This window comes from Brachymonas denitrificans (assembly GCF_907163135.1).
Lineage (GTDB): Bacteria > Pseudomonadota > Gammaproteobacteria > Burkholderiales > Burkholderiaceae_C > Brachymonas > Brachymonas denitrificans_A.
In genome coordinates this window covers 1,452,678-1,470,740 of record NZ_CAJQUA010000001.1, presented here as the reverse complement: position 1 = coordinate 1,470,740, position 18,063 = coordinate 1,452,678, and the positions used below count along the sequence as shown (strand labels likewise).

The window sequence follows — 18,063 nt, the reverse complement described above, 5'->3', positions numbered from 1 at the left end:
ACATGCAGAAACCTTCCCGCAAGACGCTCGTTTTCCTGTTGCTGGGTGCAATAGCCGTGCTGTTGCTGCTCTGGCTGGTGCTGCGCGAGCCGCAGCAGCTGGCGACGCTGGCACGGGTGACGCGCGGGCCGATCGAGGTCAGCTTCGTGGAGGAGGGCAAGACGCGGCTGCAGCAGCGCTATGTGGTGACGGCGCCGGTGGCGGGCGTGGTGCGGCGCATCGTGCTGCAGCCGGGTGACCCGGTGCAGGCGGGGCAGAGCGTGGCCGAGATCGATCCGGCCGCCAGCGGCCTGCTGGACGCACGCTCGCGCAGCCAGGCGCAGGCCGAACTGCGCGGGGCGGAGGCGGCTCTGGCGGCGGCGCGACAGCGTATTACGGCTGCACAGGCGGCGCAGGCGCTGGCGCAGCGCAATCTGCAGCGGGGGCGTGAAGTGGCGCCTACGGGCGGCATCGCCCAGGCTGATCTTGACCTGATGCGCAGCCGCGCCGTGACGACCGCTGCCGATGTGGCGTCGGCGCGGGCGGATGAACGCGTGGCGAGCGAGCGTCTGTCTGCTGCGCGTGCGGTGCTGGCGGAGGAGGGGCGTGCGTCCAGCAGCAAGACGCGTGCGGTGGCGGCGCCGGTGGATGGCGTGGTGCTGCGGCGCCTGGTGGAGAGTGCGGCGCCGGTGCCGGTGGGGCAGCCATTGATGGAGCTGGGCGATCCGGCGGCGCTGGAAATCGAATCCGAAGTGCTGTCCACCGATGCCGTGCGGCTGGCGCCGGGGATGGCGGCGCGCATACTGCGCTGGGGTGGCGAGGGCGTTCTGCAGGCGGTCATCCGGCGCGTGGAGCCGGGCGGCTTTACCAAGGTGTCGGCGCTGGGCGTGGAAGAGCAGCGCACGCGCGTGGTGCTGGATTTTGCCTCGCCGCACGAACAGTGGCAGCGGCTGGGCGATGGCTACCGGGTGGAAGTGCAGTTCCTGGTGCAGCGGCAGGAGAACCTGCTGCAGGTGCCGGGCAGTGCCTTGTTCCGCGCCGGTGAAGGCTGGGCCGTGTATCGCATCGAACAAGGCAAGGCGCGGCGCACGCCGGTGAAGCTGGGCTTGCGCTCGGCCACGGCGGCGCAGGTGCTGGAAGGGCTGAAGGAAGGCGATCAGGTGATCGTGCAGCCGGATGACCGGATTGTGGAAGGGACGCGGATTAGGGAGGGAGGAGCCGCTGGCAAATAAGGCCGACCCTGGCTACGTTTTTTCAGCGCTGCCAGGTCGCGCGGTCCAAGCCTTTCAACCGGGCAGGCGGCCAGAGGCGCAGCCATCAGCCGCGCGGCTTACTTTTTCTCGTCGTCGCGATCCGGTGTTACCAGATCAATGCCTGCGCCCACCGCCTTGACGCCGGTGGAGACGACAGCGCCCGTCACGGAAATCGCCGCGCCTGCTGCAGCGCCTACGACAGTGGTGACGCCGCAGCCGGCCAGCGGCAGGGTCAGCAGGCTGGCAGCGGCCAGACGAAGGAGGGCGGTGCGGTGCAACATGCGGGCCATTGTAGAGGCCCGGAGGGCGCCCGGCTCGGGCTGTTACGGCAGCCGGTTCCGGAGAACACATCGGCAGCACAAATAGCCCGAGCCAGGTCTCAATGCACGCCGGTAAGTGAAGCCGCAATCCTCAACGCATGCCGGTGAGTGAGGCCGCAATCGCCCGCTTGAAGGGCGTGATGCGCTGTCCGATCTGGACTGCCGCGTCGCGCACCAACCTGGCAGCCGGATGTTCGGTGGTGTAGAGCCGGGCCAGTCCCTTGGTGATCAGGTACAGCGGTCGCGTGGCCAGCTGGTGCTCGCGCTGGTAGCGCTGCAGCACGGCGGGGCTGGCAAAGTCCTGCCCGGCCGCGTGGACCTGCAGGATGGCCTTGCTCAGGCTTTCGACGCCGAGCAGGCCGAAGTTGAAGCCGTGTGCGGTAATAGGATGCATGCCCACGGCGGCATCGCCCACGCAGGCAAAGCGCCGGGACACGATGCTGCGCGGATAGACGCCGACCAGCGGATAGACATGGCGCGTGCTGGCCAGCGTCATGCTGCCCAGACGCTGGGCGAAGCGGCGGGCGATTTCGGCGTTGAAGGCCGGCGCAGCCATGTTGGCAACCGGATCGATGGCGTGGCTGGGCAGGGTCAGCACGATGGAGGAGCGGTGCATGCCGGTGGCCGGATCGTCGTTCATGGGCAGCAGCGCCAGCGTCTGGCCATAGTCGAACCATTGCCAGGCCACGTGATGGTGCGGCTTCTGGTGCAGCATGCAGCACACCAGCATGCTGCGGCCGAAATCGTACATGTCGGCCGCCAGCCCCATGGCGCGGCGCGTGGTGGAGAGGCGGCTGTCGGCCGCCACCAGCAGGCGCGCCTTGAGCACGCGGCCATCTTCCAGCGTCACATGCGCGGCCTGTTCGTCGCTCCAGATGCGGCCGGTTTTCTGTCCGGTGAGGAGGGTGATGTCCTGATGGATGGCGATGCTGTCCTGCACGCAATCCCAGGCGCCCTGGCGGATCAGGTGGTTGGACACCAGCCAGCCCAGTTCGCTGCGCGGCGACAACTCATGGCCGATGACCATGCCGAGCGGATTGGGCCCGTTCAGCACCTTGGCGTCGCGCAGTTGCGAGAAGGCCGTGGGTTCGATCTGCTCGATGCGCTGCCACAGGCCGAGCTGGCGCAGGGTGTTGGCGGAGCGGTGCGTCAGGGCAATTTCACGGCCGTCAAAGGCGGGTTCGGCGATGGCCTGCTGCGCCTGCTGCTCCAGTATGCCGATGCGCAGGCCCTTGCCGGAAAGTGCGCGCGCCAGAATCAGTCCGGCCGGGCCGGCTCCCACAATCAGAATGTCGTAATGCATGGCGAGGCAGTGTAGCCAGCCCCGGTGCTGCGCAGCTTGATGCGGGTCAATGGTCGGTGGCGGATGGGACTCTGGCCGCGCCGGTCACGGCAGAGGGAGCGTCTGTGGCGGCGCCTGTGCCAGGTGTTGAAGCGATGGCAGGGCGCACTTGCCTGCCCCGGAAAATCAGCACCACGCCGAGCAGGATCACGCCCGAGGCCAGCCATTCCCCGCGCGTCACCACCTCGCCGCCCAGCCACACGCCCAGCAGCAGTGCGATTACCGGATTGACGAAGGCATAGCTGGTCGCCAGTGCGGGCGAGGCGTGGGCCAGCAGGTAGAGGTAGGCGCTGAAGGCAATCAGCGAGCCGAACACGACGAGGTAGATCCAGGCGATGGCCGCCGCCGGGGTGGGCGGCCAGAGCGGCGCCGGCTCGCCGGCCAGGACCGAGAGCAGCATCAGCACGAGGCCGCCGCACAGCATTTCGCTGGCGAAACCGGCAGGCCCCGAAGCCAGCGGCGTGCGCGTGGTCGAGAGTACCGAGCCGAGCGACCAGAGCAGGGTGGCGCCGACGATGAACAGGATGCCGAGCGGCTCGCCGCTGAAGCTGGCGCCGCGCATCAGCAGCAGCACGCCGGCCAGGCCGACCAGCATCCCTGCCACTTCCAGCCGGTTCGGACGCTGCCCGAACAGCAGGCCGAGCGCGCTCACCATCATGGGCACCACGGCGATGAAGGTGGCAATCAGGCCGGAGCCGACATAGACCTCGGCATTGGCCGTCAGCCCCATGCCGCCGCCGAGCATCATGGCGCCGATTACCAGGGCATGCAGCCACTGGCGCGGTGCAGGCAGCGCAGCACGCCCCTCCCGCCACAGCATCCAGCCCATCAGCAGGCTGCCGGCGACCAGAAAGCGCGTGCCCATCCCCCAGAACGGCGGGAAGCTCTCCAGCGCGAAGCGGATGGCAAGATAGGTGGAGCCCCAGATCAGGTAGCAGGCCAGCAGGGAGGCCAGCAGCAGGCGCGGCAGCGGAGAGGATTTCGGCATAGCGCGCTATGGTAGCGCGCCTGTGGGGCATCCCGGTGGAGTTCCGCTATGGTCCATGCAGAACGGGCAGGGCGCGGATCGGTTCCCCGAATCGCAGGCTCAGCCGCGCGCCTGCACCGCCAGGTCCAGGGCCCGCAGCCGCAAGGCCGGATCGAATACATCGCACACCAGCATCATCTCGTCGGCCTGGGTGGCGTCGAGCAGTTGCTGCATGCCATTGCGTACGGTATCCGGGCTGCCAATGACGGCGCAGGACAGGAATTGCTGCAAGCCCGCCATTTCCTGCGGCGAGAGCGAATCCAGATAGCTTTCGCGCGGCGGTGGCAACAGGCCGCGCTTGCCGGTGAGAATGCCGATCACTCGCTGGAACAGGCTGCTGGCCAAGTAGTGGGCTTCTTCATCCGTGGGCGCTGCCACCAGGGGCACGCCGATGATGGCATAGGGTTTGTCCAGCTGTGCGGAGGGCTTGAAGTTGCGGCGGTAGAGATCCAGCGCCTGCAGCAGCATCTGCGGGGCAAAGTGCGAGGCAAAGGCGTAGGGCAGGCCCCGCTCGGCGGCCAGCTGGGCGCTGAACAGGCTGGAGCCCAGCAGCCAGATCGGTACCTGCGTATTGGCGCCGGGGTTGGCGATGACCTTCTGGCCGGGTTGCGGCGCGCCGAGATAATGCTGCAACTCGGCCACTTCGCGCGGGAAATCGTCGGCGGTTTCGGTGCGGTCGCGGCGCAGCGCACGCATGGTGACGGGATCGGTGCCCGGCGCGCGACCCAAGCCCAGGTCGATGCGGCCCGGATAGAGCTCGGCCAGCGTGCCAAAGGCTTCCGCCACCACCAGCGGTGCGTGGTTGGGCAGCATCACGCCGCCCGAGCCGATGCGCATGCGCTGCGTGCCGCCGGCGATATGCCCCACCAGCACGGCAGTGGCCGAGCTGGCGATGCCGGGCATGTTGTGATGCTCCGCCAGCCAATAGCGCGTGAAGCCCAACTGCTCGGCGTGTTGCGCGGTGCGCAGGGCAATCGCCAGCGCATCGGCCACGCTGCCGCCTTCACGCACGGCGACCAGATCAAGCATGGAGAAGGGGGTAGTGGCCAAGGTTTTCATGATTTCATTGTGCGCGCCGGCAAGAGTGCTTGCAATGGGACATGGGCGCAAACGGGCGGGAATCAAGTTTTTCCCCTATAAAGTAAACCCATCGTCAGGCACGGCCTGACAACGGCGGCGCTGCCGCGCACGAGGAGAACACCATGACAGATTCCAACCCCCTGGCCGCAACCGTGCAGCAATCGCGCGGGGTGGAGCGCCTCGTGACGGGCATGGCCACGTCCGACGGCGCGGGCGTGCGCCTCACCCGCGTGCTCACGCAGGAACTGCAGCAACGCCTGGACCCGTTCCTGATGCTGGACGCCTTCGGCAGCGACCATCCGGACGACTACATCGCCGGCTTCCCCGACCACCCGCACCGCGGCTTCGAAACCATTACCTACATGCTGGCCGGGCGCATGCTGCACCGCGACAGCGCGGGCAACGAGGGCCTGCTGGAAAGTGGCGGCGTGCAGTGGATGACAGCCGGGCGCGGGGTGATCCATTCCGAGATTCCGCAGCAGGAAGAAGGGCGCATGGCGGGTTTCCAGCTTTGGCTGAACCTGCCAGCGTCCGACAAGATGAGCGCACCGTGGTACCGCGACTTCAAGGCCGAAGAGCTGCCGCGCTTGCGTACGGCAGAAGGGGCGGAGGTGACGGTGATTGCCGGCGAAAGCCACGGCGTGACAGGGGCAGTGACACGCGCCGCAACACAGCCGCTGTACCTCGACATCCACCTGCCCGCACGCGCCGGATTTGCCCAGGCCTTGCCGACAGGGCATAACGCCTTTGTCCATGTCTACGAGGGCAGCGTGCAGATCGGCGACACCATGGTGCCTGCGCAGCGCATGGCGATTCTGGACAATGCCGCTGGTGCCGATGGCGTGCGCCTGCAAGCGGCGGAAAATGCCCGCCTGCTGCTGATTGCCGGCCGGCCGCTGGGCGAGCCCATCGTGCAGTACGGTCCGTTCGTGATGAACTCGCAGGAGCAGGTCTACCAGGCGCTGCGGGATTTCCGGGATGGCAAGCTGGCCTGAGTCGCAGGGGCGTGCCTGTGGGTTCGCGAGGCAAACACGATGACCCTGAAGCCGTCCGCCATGGTCAGCGCCCCAGCTTGCGTCCCACGATCCGCCGCAGGAAGCGCAGCTTCTGCCCCAGCGGGAAGCTGCGGAAGTTGGTCCTGGTCGTGCCCTGCGTGAAGGTGGTGGGCCGGCTGTAGTCGATCGCCACATCCACGATCACCGGCCGCCCCTGCGCTGCCAGCTTGCGCGCTTCGGCGATGGCGCTGTCGATGCAGTGGTTGTCCGGCATGGGCACATAGGCGGCGCCCGTGGCCTGCGCCACGCCCTGCAGGCCGATGCGGTGCGGCAGCAGGGTGCAGGTCTGGCGCTGGTAGGGCAGTTGCTGCGCCTGCGCGATCTGTGCCAGCGCGCCATCGTTGAATACGCAGAAAACCACCCCCAGGCCATTGGCCGTGGCGGTCATGATCTCCATGCAGCTCATGGCAAAGCCGCCATCGCCGACGATGGCGACCACCTCGCGCTCCGGATGCGCCAGCCGCGCCCCGATGGCGGCCGGAACGGCATAACCCATGGCATTGAAATCGCTCGGCGTCAGCAGTGCACTGCCTTGCGGCCAGGCGTACAGCTCGGCCGCCAGAAAGGTGTGGTTGCCATCGTCCAGCACGGTGATGCTGTCGGCCGGCATCTGCTTGCGCAGGCTGGCAAAGAAGGCTGCGGGATTGACGCGCGCGGGGTCTCCCTGCTTGAGCCAGCCGTCCAGATAGGCAGCCTTGTCGCCGGCAATCTGGTGCTGCAGCCGGGTATTGGGGCTGCGCTCCGGCTTGCGGCCGCGCAGTTCCTGCAGCAGCGCGCGCAGCACCGGCTGCGCATCGCCCACCAGCGCTACCTGGGCCGGATAGTTGGCACCGGGCACTTCCGGGTCGATATCGACATGCACCAGCGCCTGGGGCACGCGCGCGCCAAAGCTGCCGGTCGGGATTTCGGCAAAGCGCGCGCCCACCGCCAGCAGGGCATCGCACTGGCGGAAGGCATGCTGCGCCGCCGGTACGGCCGAGCGGCTGAAGCCAAACCCCGCATGCAGCGGATGGTTGCCCGGAAAAACCGCCAGTCCCTGCAGTGTGGTGCTGACCGGCATCTGCAGCAGCTCGGCCAGCTCCATCAGTTCGACCTGTGCGCCACGCGCGCCCCAGCCCACGAACAAACCTGCCTGGCGTGCCTGCAGCAGCACATCGGCCGCCTGGCGGACCAGCGCGGCATCGGGCAGTGCAGGGGGCTCCGGCGACTGCCATGCGGGCAGCTTGCCGGCATCGCCGGTAAAGATCTGCAGGTTGACCGGCAATTCCACCAGTACCGGCCCCGGCACGTCCGAAGTGGCAATCCGGTATGCCTCGAACAGCGTGGGCACCACCTGCTCATGCGTCATCACACGGAACGCGGCCTTGGTAAAGCCCCGCGCCATCTCCAGCTGGTCGATGCCGTGCAACTGGTAGCGCCGGCCGCTGTCGGTGCGCGTGCCGCCGGTCAGCACCAGCATGGGCACGCCGGCCAGATAGGCCTCGCCGATGCCGCTGGCCGCGTGCGTCAGCCCGGCCGCCGGCACGATGGCCAGCGTGCCGATGGCGCGCGCTGCCCCTTCGGCGCCGATGCCACCCCAGTTCAGGCGGCTGAAGGCATCGGCCATGAAGGCGCCACCGCCCTCGTGTGTCACCAGCAGTGGCGTGATCTGGCGGCTGTGCGCCAGCGCGTCGTACAGCTCGGTGTTGTGCACCCCGGGTATGCCGAAGGTATGGGTAATGCCGAGCTGCTCCAGGGCATGCACGGCCAGTTGTGCGGCGGTCTTCTTCATGGCTGGGCCTGCGTTTGCGTGGGGGATGGGGCCATACTACCCGCCTGCGCCGGAAAGGGCACGCGCAAGACGTTGCGCACTGTAAATGCAGCCCCCGAGAAAAGTGCCTTCCAGCGCGCGCAGCCCGTTCATGCCGCCACCGCCGAAACCGGCAGCCTCGCCAATCGCGTACAGGCCGGGAATGGTGCTGCCATCCGGCCGCAGTGCCTCGCAGGCCAGATTGGTGTGCATGCCGCCCAGGCTCTTGCGGCTGATGATGTTTTCGCGGATGGCGATCAGCGGCAGCGCCTTTCCGTCCAGAATCGGCTGGGCCTTGCAGATGCGCAGCCGGTCGCCTTTCCAGCGTCGCAGTTCGGCGATGCGCTGGCGTTGCGGATCGGTGCTGGCCTCGCCCTTGGCGACTTCGGCGTCGTAACGCGCAACCCCGTCGCACAGCGTTTCTGCCTGGACAGCATCGCCGCCCTGCAGGGCGTTCATGCGTTCGGCCAGTTCCTCCAGCGATTGCGCCACCACCACGTCCGTGCTGTGCGCCAGCACCTCGTCCACCAGCCGCCGGTTGCCCAGCAGCAGTTCGCGCAGCAAGCCCAGCTTGCTGTGCTCGCGGATGGACGGATTGAACTCGGCCCCGGAAATCGCCAGCTCCTTCAGCGCGATGCGGCGGTTGAGCAGTTGCCAGGACCAGGGGCGCTCCTGCGCGCAGATCTGCGTCACCAGATCGCGCGTGTCATAGCCGCTGACCAGCGGTGGCCAGATGCGCTCGCCGCGCCAGTTCAGCCACAGCGCCGAGCGCGGCGGCACCAGCGACAGCCCATGGTCCGGCTTGCGCGGCCGCCAGTGGCGGATGCCGGCCGCGTAGTTCCACTGCCGGTCCAGATGCGTCAGCTCGGCGCCGGCCTGCTGCGCTGCGCGATGCAGCCGGCCATCGGCAAAAGGATGCGCGCCGTTGAGCAGCCCCTGCGGTGGCCGGCTCCAGTCCGCATGCCAATGATGCCGCACCAGATCCAGATTGCCATTGATGCCGCCGGCAGCCACCACCACGACCGGTGCTTCGGCCTCGAACGGCACTCCGGTATCCTCGCGCAGGCCGCTGCATCCGTGGACGCCTCCCGCGCTCGTCAGCAGACTCTCCACCCGATGCCCGCACAGCAGCGTCAGCCGCTCGCGCTGCGGGTGCTGCAGCAGGCGTTGCACCAGCGTCTGCATCAGGCCATGCCCGGTGCCCCACACCACATGCCAGCGCGGCACCGTGTTGCCGCCGCCCTCGGGCGTCATGCCGCGCTCCACCCACAGCGGCAGCGGCAGGAATGACAGCCCCTGCGCCCGCAGCCAGTGGTACACATCCTGCAGACAGTCGTGCACATAATGCTCGGCCCAACGGCGGGGCCAGTGGTCGATACTTTCGTCGCGGCCGAACGCGCCGAAGCGCAGCCAGTCCTGCAGGGCGCGGTCCGGTGAATCCTGGATGCGCTGGCGCCGCTGTTCGGGCGTATCCACCAGCAGGATGCCGCCAAAGCTCTCCTTCGCCAGTCCACCCAGATTCTGTTCGCTGTCGCGGTCCAGCAGCAGCACGCGCCGGCCCTGATCCAGCAGGCGCAGGGCGCACACAATCCCCGCCAGTCCGGCTCCGATGATCAGGATATCGCCCGCATGTCGCTCCACACCGTCTCCCGAAAAAGAACGGTCGTATCATAGAAAACCGGTCAGCCCGGGGCTACTGAGGTTTTCCAGTAGGGCAGGGCATGGGCTGCGCTACCATCGCGGCATGAACCGTCCCGGCGCTCCGACCCTGTCCGAATCCGTCAGCTACCCGCAATGGCAGCGCGCCCAGGGCAGCCGCTGGTGGAATCCATGGCTGGCCCTGCTGGTATTCGGCCTGTTCTACGGTGGCACGCTGTACGGCCTGCGCTTGTTGATCGATTGGTCCGGCTGGGCGCCCGGCATGGATGCGATGCCGCAAATGCTGCTTCTGCTCAACCTGTCGCTGATCGGGCTGATTCCCGCCAGCCTGCTGGCGGTGCGGCTGGGTTTTCTGCACCCTGCGGGCTCCCTGCTCTCGCTATGGCAGCGCATGCGCTGGGGCTGGCTGTTGCGCGCCTGGGCCGTGGGCTGGCTGGCCATGGGGCCGCTGTTGCTGCTGGATCTGTTCCTGGTCGCGCCCCATCCCATCAACCTGCGCAGCGAATGGTTCTGGCCGCTGCTGATGATGGTGCTGCTCACGCCGCTGCAATGTGCGGGCGAGGAGATGGCATTCCGTGGCCTGGCGGCCCAGATCGTGGGCAGCTGGTGGCGCCGTCGCGGGGTGGCGGTCGCCATGTCCCTGCTGATTCCCTCGCTGCTGTTTGCCATGGTGCACGGTCCGCAGGACGGACCCCTGTTCCTGGCCCGCTTCGGCCTGGGCCTGCTGTTCGGATGGCTCAGCTGGCGCACGGGCGGGCTGGAAGCAGCGATTGCGCTGCATACCCTGAACAACCAGACCGCCTTCCTCGACGCCATCCTGACCAACCGTCTGCGGGAGGCGCTGTTCATGACGCAGGTCGAGTGGGTCACGGCCATCGTGCAACTGCTGCTCGTCGGACTGGCTGCCTGGCTGATCCTGCGGGCCTATCACCAGCGCGAGGCCGCACGCTGGACGCCGCCGCGCTGGCCGGATCACCTCCGTCCGGCAGCGCGGCCCGCACCCTGATCGGTGCATCGGCTACAATCGCAACATTGTTGCAGTAATGCGCCCCATGCCTTGCTGCCTTTTTCTCCCCGTTTTTCCATGAAATCCCTCCTGCTCGATGGCATGCTGTGGCGCCTGCTCTGGGTAGCCGTGCTGCTTGCCCTGATCTGGCTCATCTACTTTGCGGTGGTCTGACCATGCCGCTCGTGCTCGACAACATCACCGTCAGCTACCGCAGCGTGCCCGCCGTGCACCATGTCTACGCACGCTTCGACGAAGGCAGCTCCTGGGCCATCTTCGGCCCCAACGGCGCCGGCAAAAGCACGCTGCTCAAGGCCATGATGCGCCTGCTGCCCATAGACACCGGCACCGTGCACTGGCAGGGCCTGCAGCGGCACGACCTGGCCTACCTGCCGCAACTGGCCGAAATCGACCGCACCCTGCCCATGAGCGTGTTCGAACTCACCGCGCTCGGCCTGTGGCACGAAATGGGCAGTTTCGGCGGCCTGCGTCCGCAGCAGCGCGCCCGTGTGCACGAGGCGCTGGAGCGCGTCGGCATGTCCGCCCAGGCGCAGCGCCCGATCGCGGCCCTCTCCAGCGGCCAGTTCCAGCGCGTGCTGTTCGCCCGCATGCTGGTGCAGCAGGCGCGCTTCCTGCTGCTGGACGAACCCTTCAATGCCATGGATGCCCACACCACGCAAGCCCTGCTGCAGGTGCTGCGCGATTGCGTCGCTGCCGGCAAGGGCGTGATTGCCGTGGTGCACGACCGCGAACAGGCACGCAGCCAGTTCGACAACACCCTGCTGCTGGCGCGCGAAGTGGTCGCCAGCGGCCCCTCGCGCCAGGTCCTCACCCCCGGGAACCTGCACCAGGCCGACGGCTTCCGCCAGGAAGAGCGCGCCGACGAATGGTGCGATGTGCAGCCCGAACAACTCGCTCCCACGCAGCATGCCCATCACCACCATGATTGACGCCAGCCTGCTGCACGATCTGCTGATCGGCCCTTTCCTCGAATTCGACTTCATGCGCCGTGCCTTGGCCGGCGTGCTGTTCCTCTCGCTCAGCGCCGCGCCCATCGGCGTGCTGCTGATGCTGCGCCGCATGAGCCTGATGGGCGACGCCATCAGCCACGCGGTGTTGCCCGGCGTGGCGGCCGGCTACATGCTGGCCGGCTTCAACATCACCGCCATGGGTCTGGGCGGACTGGTTGCCGGGCTGGTGGTGGCGCTGGGCGTCGGCCTGGCCAGCCGCTACTCCAGCCTCAAGGAAGACGCCAACTTCGCTGCCTTCTACCTCACCTGCCTGGCCATTGGCGTGCTCATGGTCAGCCGGCAGGGCAGCCAGGTCGATCTGCTGCACCTGCTGTTCGGTTCGGTGCTGGCGGTGGACGTGCCCACGCTCACGCTGGTGGCCGGCGTGGCCAGCATCACGCTGGTGGTACTGGCGCTTATCTACCGGCCGCTGCTGGTGCAGATCGTCGATCCCGTTTTCCTGCAGGCCGTGGGCGCGCGCGGCACGCTCTGGCATGTGCTGTTCCTGATGCTGGTCGTGCTCAACCTGGTGGCCGGCTTCCAGGCGCTCGGCACCTTGATGGCCGTGGGCCTGATGATGCTGCCAGCCATCACCGCACGGCTCTGGCGCGACCGCATGGGCAGCATCATGCTGCTGGCCGTGGCCATCGCGCTGGCATGCGGCTACGGCGGCCTGCTGCTGTCCTTCCATGTCGACCTGCCGTCCGGCCCCGCCATCATCCTGCTGTGCGGCGGTGTCTACCTGTTCTCCCTCCTGTTCGCCAGCCAGGGCGGCATGATTCCGCGCTGGCTCTCCCACCGCCGCCATCAGCGCGCCGGTTTTACCTCACCCCGAAAGGATGCCCCATGACCCGTTACCTCAAGACGCTGCTAGCCACCTGCACCCTCGCTGCCGGACAGGCGTTTGCCGCCGCACCGCTGCCCGTGGTGGCCAGTTTCAGCATCCTGGGCGACGTGGCCCGCGCCATCGGTGGCGAGCGCGTGAAGGTGGAAACGCTGGTCGGCCCCAACCAGGATGCGCACGTCTACCAGGCCAAGCCGGCCGACATCCAGAAAATCCGCGCCGCCAAGGTGGTGCTGGTCAACGGTCTGGGCTTTGAAGGCGCCAGCATCCAGCGCGCCGTGCGCGACAGCAAGGTCTACAACCTGGCCGTGAGCAAGGGCATCCCCACCATCAAGGTCGAGGATGATCACGACCATGACCACAAGGGGCATGACCACGGCCACGACCATGGCGACGTCGATCCCCACGTCTGGACCGATCCTGCCGCCATGCAGCGCTACGCCCAGAACGTGGCCGGCGCCCTGATCATTGCTGACCCCGAAGGCCGCCTCTACTACGGCCAGCGCCTGCTCGACTACCAGCAGACCCTGCGCGAACTCGACAACTGGGCCGCCCAGCAATTCAATACCATTCCCAAGGCACAGCGCAAGGTGCTGACCGGCCACGACGCTTTCGCCTACCTTGGCAAGCGCTACGAGGTGCAGTTCCTGTCGCCACAGGGAACCAGCACCGAAAGCGAAGCCTCGGCCCGCACGGTGGCCAAGCTGATCCAGCAGGTGAAGAAGGAACAGGTCAAGGCCGTGTTCGTCGAGAACATCAAGGATCCGCGTCTGGTGCAGCAGCTGGCGAAAGAGGCGGGCGTAACGGTACAGACCGAGCCGCTTTACGCCGACGCCCTGAGCCCCGCCGGCGGTCCGGCCACCAGCTACGTGAACATGATGCGCCACAACGTGACGCAGATGGTCAAGGCGATGAAATAAGCCGGAGAACCGACAGCGCGCGACGGCTTATTCCAGGAACAGCCCCGGATCCACCGAAGCCTGGTTGAGCAGCACCGACCAGTGCAGATGCGGCCCCGTCACGCGCCCAGTGGCTCCCACGGCACCGACCGTCTGGCCGCGCTTCACGGTCTGCCCCGGCTTCACGTCGATGCGGCTCAGGTGGCACAGCATGCTCAGCAGCCCCTGTCCATGGTCGATCCAGACCGTGTTGCCGTTGAAGAAATAATCCCCGGTATCGATCACCGTGCCATCCGCCGGCGCCACCACCGCCTGCCCGGTCGGCGCCGGAATATCCGCCCCGCTGTGCGGCGCACGCGGCTGGCCGTTGAACACGCGGCGCTTGCCAAAGGAGTTGCTCAGCGTACCCGCGGTCGGCTGCAGCAATCGCAGCGAAAACGCAGCATCCCGGCTGAACACCCGCTTCACCCTGGCCTGGTGCGCCGCCTCGCGCTGGTAGCGCGCCGTGTCCTCGGGCGACAGGTCCACCACCTTGGGCGATACCTTCAGATGCTGCTCGGCGTAGGCCTTGGGGGCAATCGCGTAGTCGATGGTGCGCGTGCCCTTGCCATCGCGCAGGGTCAGGCGGGCACTGCCGGCTTCGGCCGACAGCGGAATGCCCACCACGGCCACCATGCCGCGCGTATCGGTGCTGAGCAGTACCGGGGTGCCTTCGGCCGTGCTCACCCTGGCTTCGCCCTCGATATGGCCCAGCGGCACAATCGCCACGCCGCCGGGCACGGCTTCCTGCCGGGGCAGAGCAGGCAGCGGCGGCATAGCCATGGCAGCGCGCGCACCGGCCAGTGCGCCGGTAGCCAGCAGGGCCTGCAGCAGCACACGACGGGGCAGCAGGGAGAGGGTGTCCGCGTCTTCGGCCACGGGGGCGATGGTGCGCGGATACAAGCTGGAAGCGAAGGTCATGGCTACTCCTCAATACCTTGCCGTCATGCTAGGGCCAAAATCGCCCGATGCGTCGCCGCGCCGGTAAAAAAGCGTGATTGATATCCGCATTGCCGGAAGGGATGCCGGCGCACCGGCAGGCAGCACATGCAGGGCGACGCACAATCGACCCATGTCCCCTGCAAGGAATTCTGCCATGTACCACCTGCAACGCGCCTACGATTTCGATGCCGAATCCGGAAAACACGCCGTTCTGCTCGATCGCCTGTGGCCGCGTGGCCTGCGCAAACAGCGGCTCGAGGGCGTCATATGGGAAAAGGATGCCACGCCCTCCAACGAACTGCGCGGCTGGTTCCATGAGGATCCGCAGGAGCGCTTCGACAGCTTTGGCACGCGCTTCACGCAGGAGCTGGCAGACAGCGACGCCGCCCAGGAGGCTCTCAAGCGCATCCGTGCCCTGCATCGCAAGTTCGGCTCATTGACCCTGCTGACGGCCGCCAGGGATCCGGATCACAGCCACCTCAGCGTACTGGCCAAGGTGCTGAAACAGCGGGGCAAGGCAGCGTCCTGAAACCGTGCGGGCAAAGAGGTTCAGTTCCGGTCCTGCTGCCAGCCCTGCACCAGCGCCCCCAGCGCAATGCCGGCCACCGCCCACAACAGCGTCCAGTTGCCGGCGCCAAGGCCCGCAATCGCCGGGCCCGGGCACACCCCTGTCAGCCCCCAGCCGATCCCGAAAATCGCCGACCCCGTCAGCGTCTCGCGATCCCAGGCACTCGGATGCTTGCCGAACTCGCCGCCCAGCAGTGGATGGCGCAGCACCAGCGGCAGCAGCTTGTACGCCAGCAGCGTCACCACCACGCCGCCGCCCATCACCAGCGCCAGACCGAAGTCGCGCAATTGCAGAAAGCTCAGCACCACTTCCGGCCGGATCATGGTGGACAGTGCCAGGCCAAAGCCGAACAGCGCACCGGCTGCCACGGTTGCAATAGTCTTGCCCATGCTCATGCCAGCCACCTCGTCACCAGATTCGCCGTCAGAAAGGCCGTGCCCATGAAGGTCAGCACCGCCAGCAGGGAGGGGCGCTGCAGCGAGCCAAGCCCGCAAATGCCGTGGCCGGACGTGCAGCCATTGGCACGACGCGCGCCATAGCCGGTGAGGAAACCACCTGCCAGCAGCAGCCACCAGGGCATCTGCGTGGTTTCGCGCGAGCCATCGCCCAGCCACAGCCACCACACCAGCGCGCCCAGGATCAGCCCGGCGGCGTATTCCAGCCGCCAGCGGCGCGTGTCGGTGAACTTGGCCTGCTGAAAGAAAGGGCGCTGCACCACATAGCTCCAGCTGCTGCTGAACACCGAACTCATGCCGCCAATGCGGCCCGTGAGCATAAACAGCAGCGCCACCGCGCCGCCAATGCACAGGCCACCCAGCAGATAGTGCTGCCAGCCCAGGGGAAACAGGGAAAAAGTCGTCATTCCGGCATTATCCGGCGGCTGGCCAGGGTATCCGGGCCGGCATGCAGCGGTAAGCGGCTGTAACGGCGCCGGCTGCCCGAAAAACAGGCAAGGTGTGGCATGGCCGCGTCGATGTCCGGGTTTTCCTGCGGGGAAAAAGTCACAGTCCCACGTGCGCTTTTCGTCAGGATTCTGTCAATCAAATGTCGCTTTCCGGTTACGGAACGAACATTTGAAAACGCGGATAGGACTGGTCCTACAAGGTCAGGTCGACGGCCTTTTTAAGGTTCGCCCTGTCGTCGCGTTTGCGCCGGCTGTGTTCAACAACCCCAAGGATCCCGTTTTGAAAAACAAACTCCTCACCGCTCTGCTGACTTCCGTTTCCCTGATGGCCGGTTCCGTCGCCATGGCCCAGCCGGCTGACCACGCTCCGGCCACCCCGTCTCCCGCTGCCGAAGCCGCTCCGTCTCCGGCCACGCCGTCGCCGGCCTCCATGGGCGACAAGGCTGCCGACTCCATGGCCGCTACCCCGTCGGCCAATGCGGCCGAAGCGCGCACCGAGCCGGGTGCCCTGTCCGCAACGCCGGCCACGACTTCGAAGTCCATGGAAGCCGAGCGCGTAGGCACCACCGAGCCCGGTCCTGACGAGATTGCCAGCGAGCAGAGCCGCACTGCCAAGAAGCCGGTGAAGAAGTCCAGCGTCAAGAAAACGGTGAAGAAGGCCAAAACCGGCAAATCCACCAAGACCAGCAAAGCCGTGAAGGATGTGGACAGCACCGCTGCGGCCGTGCAGCCGGCCGTACCGACCAACCTGGCGCAGTAAGCGCTACCGGCCGGGCACCGCCATGCCGTCACATGGCGGTGCCGGCCATCCTGCGGGGAGCACGCTCATCCCCGCGTGAAGACGAAGGCACCCACCAGCACCAGTGCCACGCCGGTCAGACGCATCGGCGAAATCTCCCGCACGGGCAAGCCGATCCAGCCGAAGTGATCCAGCAGCAGCGCCATTGCCAGCTGGCCTGCCACCAGCATCACCACCACCGTGGCCACCCCGATGCGCGGCGCCGCCACGATGCCGGACAGCACGAAGAACGCCCCCATCATCCCGCCAATCCACATCCACCAGCTGGTGCGCATCAGCATGGCGCCATCCGGCAGGCTGCCGCGCAGCACCCCGAAATACAGCAGCGCCAGCGTGATCGTGCCCACGGCAAACGACACCAGGCTGGACAGCACCGGACTCCCGAACAACACGTGGCGCAGCTGGCTGTTGATGGCTGTCTGCACCGGGATCAGGATACCCGCCAGCAGGGTCATGGCAATCATCAGCATCCGCATGGTCTCTCCTCCTGACATCTGTGCCGCCATTCTGCCCGGCCGGGCAGGGCGGTCCGGGCCGGCTGGCGCTTGTCCGCATGCCAATGGGGCCTGTTTGCGGGGTTTTTGGGCTCCGTGCTAGCATCCGCTGCTTGCCCTGCAGTACCGCCCGACCATGTTCATCCCGCCCCGCAATCCGACCATTTTCCACATCCTGTTCTCGCTGCGGGGCTCCATTGCATCCAAGATCTGGCGGAGGGTGGCCTATACCATGCTGCTGTCGGTGCTGGTCAACTGGACGCATGGCGAGGTGTATGACCACAAGGTCACGCTCACGCCCACGGCCTTCACCATCATGGGCCTGACGCTGGCCATTTTCCTGGGCTTTCGCAACACGGCCAGCTACGACCGTTTCTGGGAGGGGCGCAAGCTCTGGGGTGAAATGCTGATCACCTGCCGCAACCTGGCGCGCCAGTTCATCACGCTGCCCTGTTCTCCGCGGGCCGAGGCCACGCGTCACCGTGTCTATCTGGCAATCGCCTTTGCCTACGCCCTCAAGAACCAGCTGCGCGGCAAGGATCCGGCGGCCGAGCTGGCGCCGCTGCTGCCGCCCGATCTGCTGCAGAAGGTGCTGGCCGCGCCCAACCGTCCCACTGCCATCCTGATGGAACTCGGGCATGCCAGCCGCGAGCTCGGCGAGGAGGGGCTGGACCCGCAACTGGTGGCACGGGTTGACCACGAAATCGGCGCGCTCTCGCACGTGCTGGGCGGCTGCGAGCGCATCCAGTCCACGCCGATTCCCTACACCTACGTGCTGCTGCTGCACCGTACGGTGCATATCTACTGCTTTCTGCTGCCGTTCGCGCTGATCGACACCATCGGCTACCTCACGCCGGTGATCGTGGGCGTGGTGTCGTACACCTTCTTCGGGCTGGACGCGCTGGGCGACGAGATCGCCGATCCGTTTGACGAAGAGCCGAACGACCTGCCGCTGGACGCCATCAGCCGCACCATTGACATCAACTTGCGGGCGCAGCTGGGCGAGACGGAACTGCCCGAGCCAGTGCAGGCGAAGGAGGGCGTGCTGCTCTGA

At 67.1% G+C, this 18,063-nt stretch carries 19 protein-coding genes; 9 read left to right on the top strand and 10 right to left on the bottom strand.

Annotated features, from left to right (window positions below; all coding sequences use genetic code 11):
- Positions 1-2 precede the first annotated feature (2 nt).
- Positions 3-1,211: an efflux RND transporter periplasmic adaptor subunit gene (locus KKQ75_RS06960; protein WP_213361197.1), complete on the top strand. Its 1,209-nt coding sequence runs from the start codon at positions 3-5 to the stop codon at positions 1,209-1,211.
- A gap of 98 nt (positions 1,212-1,309) precedes the next feature.
- On the opposite strand, the gene KKQ75_RS06955 is transcribed toward KKQ75_RS06960, so the two are convergent.
- From KKQ75_RS06955 to KKQ75_RS06940, 4 genes are all read right to left on the bottom strand, one after another.
- Positions 1,310-1,513 carry a hypothetical protein gene (locus KKQ75_RS06955; RefSeq protein ID WP_250131026.1) on the bottom strand — a complete coding sequence of 68 codons (204 nt, stop codon included), beginning with the start codon at positions 1,511-1,513 and terminating at the stop codon, positions 1,310-1,312.
- 130 nt (positions 1,514-1,643) lie between these two features.
- Complete coding sequence (gene ubiM, locus KKQ75_RS06950) at positions 1,644-2,855, bottom strand: 5-demethoxyubiquinol-8 5-hydroxylase UbiM (protein WP_213361193.1); 1,212 nt, start codon at positions 2,853-2,855, stop codon at positions 1,644-1,646.
- Positions 2,856-2,901: 46 nt separating this feature from the next.
- On the bottom strand, positions 2,902-3,882 hold the full coding sequence (gene yedA, locus KKQ75_RS06945) for a drug/metabolite exporter YedA (RefSeq protein ID WP_213361192.1): 981 nt from the start codon (positions 3,880-3,882) through the stop codon (positions 2,902-2,904).
- 99 nt (positions 3,883-3,981) lie between these two features.
- Positions 3,982-4,980: an LLM class flavin-dependent oxidoreductase gene (locus KKQ75_RS06940; protein WP_213361191.1), complete on the bottom strand. Its 999-nt coding sequence runs from the start codon at positions 4,978-4,980 to the stop codon at positions 3,982-3,984.
- Between the two features lie 143 nt (positions 4,981-5,123).
- On the opposite strand from KKQ75_RS06940, the gene KKQ75_RS06935 reads away from it, so the two are divergent.
- Positions 5,124-5,996 carry a pirin family protein gene (locus tag KKQ75_RS06935; RefSeq protein ID WP_213361190.1) on the top strand — a complete coding sequence of 291 codons (873 nt, stop codon included), beginning with the start codon at positions 5,124-5,126 and terminating at the stop codon, positions 5,994-5,996.
- A gap of 64 nt (positions 5,997-6,060) precedes the next feature.
- On the opposite strand, the gene KKQ75_RS06930 is transcribed toward KKQ75_RS06935, so the two are convergent.
- Positions 6,061-7,827 carry a thiamine pyrophosphate-binding protein gene (locus KKQ75_RS06930; protein WP_213361189.1) on the bottom strand — a complete coding sequence of 589 codons (1,767 nt, stop codon included), beginning with the start codon at positions 7,825-7,827 and terminating at the stop codon, positions 6,061-6,063.
- Positions 7,828-7,863: 36 nt separating this feature from the next.
- The gene (locus tag KKQ75_RS06925) at positions 7,864-9,486 is read right to left on the bottom strand and encodes an FAD-binding dehydrogenase (protein ID WP_213361188.1); all 1,623 of its coding nucleotides are present in this window, start codon (positions 9,484-9,486) and stop codon (positions 7,864-7,866) included.
- A gap of 103 nt (positions 9,487-9,589) precedes the next feature.
- On the opposite strand from KKQ75_RS06925, the gene KKQ75_RS06920 reads away from it, so the two are divergent.
- From KKQ75_RS06920 to KKQ75_RS06905, 4 genes are all read left to right on the top strand, one after another.
- Entirely contained in the window at positions 9,590-10,510 is a 921-nt protein-coding gene (locus KKQ75_RS06920) for a CPBP family intramembrane glutamic endopeptidase (protein WP_213361187.1), read from the top strand.
- A gap of 176 nt (positions 10,511-10,686) precedes the next feature.
- Positions 10,687-11,460 carry a metal ABC transporter ATP-binding protein gene (locus KKQ75_RS06915; RefSeq protein WP_213361185.1) on the top strand — a complete coding sequence of 258 codons (774 nt, stop codon included), beginning with the start codon at positions 10,687-10,689 and terminating at the stop codon, positions 11,458-11,460.
- Positions 11,438-12,370: a metal ABC transporter permease gene (locus KKQ75_RS06910; protein ID WP_250131025.1), complete on the top strand. Its 933-nt coding sequence runs from the start codon at positions 11,438-11,440 to the stop codon at positions 12,368-12,370. The genes KKQ75_RS06915 and KKQ75_RS06910 overlap by 23 nt, the downstream gene beginning before the upstream one ends.
- Positions 12,367-13,284, top strand: coding sequence for a metal ABC transporter solute-binding protein, Zn/Mn family (locus KKQ75_RS06905; RefSeq protein WP_213361184.1), 918 nt, complete (start codon positions 12,367-12,369; stop codon positions 13,282-13,284). Before KKQ75_RS06910 ends, KKQ75_RS06905 begins: the two co-directional genes overlap by 4 nt.
- Before the next feature lie 27 nt (positions 13,285-13,311).
- Here KKQ75_RS06905 and KKQ75_RS06900 read toward each other — a convergent pair whose 3' ends face one another.
- Positions 13,312-14,223, bottom strand: a complete 912-nt coding sequence (locus KKQ75_RS06900) for a peptidoglycan DD-metalloendopeptidase family protein (protein ID WP_250131024.1) — start codon at positions 14,221-14,223, stop codon at positions 13,312-13,314.
- Between the two features lie 175 nt (positions 14,224-14,398).
- Here KKQ75_RS06900 and KKQ75_RS06895 point away from each other — a divergent pair, with 175 nt between their 5' ends.
- Entirely contained in the window at positions 14,399-14,773 is a 375-nt protein-coding gene (locus KKQ75_RS06895; RefSeq protein ID WP_213361183.1) for a DUF488 domain-containing protein, read from the top strand.
- A 20-nt stretch (positions 14,774-14,793) separates the two neighbouring features.
- Here the strand turns inward: KKQ75_RS06895 and KKQ75_RS06890 are convergent, their stop codons facing one another.
- Both KKQ75_RS06890 and KKQ75_RS06885 read right to left on the bottom strand, forming a co-directional pair.
- Complete coding sequence (locus tag KKQ75_RS06890; RefSeq protein ID WP_213362705.1) at positions 14,794-15,201, bottom strand: DUF6691 family protein; 408 nt, start codon at positions 15,199-15,201, stop codon at positions 14,794-14,796.
- Between the two features lie 2 nt (positions 15,202-15,203).
- Positions 15,204-15,674 carry a YeeE/YedE family protein gene (locus KKQ75_RS06885; protein WP_213361182.1) on the bottom strand — a complete coding sequence of 157 codons (471 nt, stop codon included), beginning with the start codon at positions 15,672-15,674 and terminating at the stop codon, positions 15,204-15,206.
- A gap of 322 nt (positions 15,675-15,996) precedes the next feature.
- Between KKQ75_RS06885 and KKQ75_RS06880 the strand changes: the two genes are divergently transcribed.
- The gene (locus tag KKQ75_RS06880) at positions 15,997-16,476 is read left to right on the top strand and encodes a hypothetical protein (RefSeq protein WP_213361181.1); all 480 of its coding nucleotides are present in this window, start codon (positions 15,997-15,999) and stop codon (positions 16,474-16,476) included.
- Between the two features lie 65 nt (positions 16,477-16,541).
- Here the strand turns inward: KKQ75_RS06880 and KKQ75_RS06875 are convergent, their stop codons facing one another.
- Complete coding sequence (locus KKQ75_RS06875; RefSeq protein ID WP_213361180.1) at positions 16,542-16,991, bottom strand: DMT family transporter; 450 nt, start codon at positions 16,989-16,991, stop codon at positions 16,542-16,544.
- Positions 16,992-17,145: 154 nt separating this feature from the next.
- Here KKQ75_RS06875 and KKQ75_RS06870 point away from each other — a divergent pair, with 154 nt between their 5' ends.
- Complete coding sequence (locus KKQ75_RS06870) at positions 17,146-18,063, top strand: bestrophin family protein (protein WP_213361179.1); 918 nt, start codon at positions 17,146-17,148, stop codon at positions 18,061-18,063.

Excerpts from the sequence above, each read along its gene's own strand:
- KKQ75_RS06960 (WP_213361197.1), top strand. The coding sequence starts at position 3 with ATGCAGAAACCTTCCCGCAAGACGCTCGTTTTCCTGTTGCTGGGTGCA.
- KKQ75_RS06955 (WP_250131026.1), bottom strand. The coding sequence starts at position 1,513 with ATGTTGCACCGCACCGCCCTCCTTCGTCTGGCCGCTGCCAGCCTGCTG.
- ubiM (WP_213361193.1), bottom strand. The coding sequence starts at position 2,855 with ATGCATTACGACATTCTGATTGTGGGAGCCGGCCCGGCCGGACTGATT.
- yedA (WP_213361192.1), bottom strand. The coding sequence starts at position 3,882 with ATGCCGAAATCCTCTCCGCTGCCGCGCCTGCTGCTGGCCTCCCTGCTG.
- KKQ75_RS06940 (WP_213361191.1), bottom strand. The coding sequence starts at position 4,980 with ATGAAAACCTTGGCCACTACCCCCTTCTCCATGCTTGATCTGGTCGCC.
- KKQ75_RS06935 (WP_213361190.1), top strand. The coding sequence starts at position 5,124 with ATGACAGATTCCAACCCCCTGGCCGCAACCGTGCAGCAATCGCGCGGG.
- KKQ75_RS06930 (WP_213361189.1), bottom strand. The coding sequence starts at position 7,827 with ATGAAGAAGACCGCCGCACAACTGGCCGTGCATGCCCTGGAGCAGCTC.
- KKQ75_RS06920 (WP_213361187.1), top strand. The coding sequence starts at position 9,590 with ATGAACCGTCCCGGCGCTCCGACCCTGTCCGAATCCGTCAGCTACCCG.
- KKQ75_RS06915 (WP_213361185.1), top strand. The coding sequence starts at position 10,687 with ATGCCGCTCGTGCTCGACAACATCACCGTCAGCTACCGCAGCGTGCCC.
- KKQ75_RS06910 (WP_250131025.1), top strand. The coding sequence starts at position 11,438 with ATGCCCATCACCACCATGATTGACGCCAGCCTGCTGCACGATCTGCTG.
- KKQ75_RS06905 (WP_213361184.1), top strand. The coding sequence starts at position 12,367 with ATGACCCGTTACCTCAAGACGCTGCTAGCCACCTGCACCCTCGCTGCC.
- KKQ75_RS06900 (WP_250131024.1), bottom strand. The coding sequence starts at position 14,223 with ATGACCTTCGCTTCCAGCTTGTATCCGCGCACCATCGCCCCCGTGGCC.
- KKQ75_RS06895 (WP_213361183.1), top strand. The coding sequence starts at position 14,399 with ATGTACCACCTGCAACGCGCCTACGATTTCGATGCCGAATCCGGAAAA.
- KKQ75_RS06890 (WP_213362705.1), bottom strand. The coding sequence starts at position 15,201 with ATGGGCAAGACTATTGCAACCGTGGCAGCCGGTGCGCTGTTCGGCTTT.
- KKQ75_RS06885 (WP_213361182.1), bottom strand. The coding sequence starts at position 15,674 with ATGACGACTTTTTCCCTGTTTCCCCTGGGCTGGCAGCACTATCTGCTG.
- KKQ75_RS06875 (WP_213361180.1), bottom strand. The coding sequence starts at position 16,991 with ATGCGGATGCTGATGATTGCCATGACCCTGCTGGCGGGTATCCTGATC.
- KKQ75_RS06870 (WP_213361179.1), top strand. The coding sequence starts at position 17,146 with ATGTTCATCCCGCCCCGCAATCCGACCATTTTCCACATCCTGTTCTCG.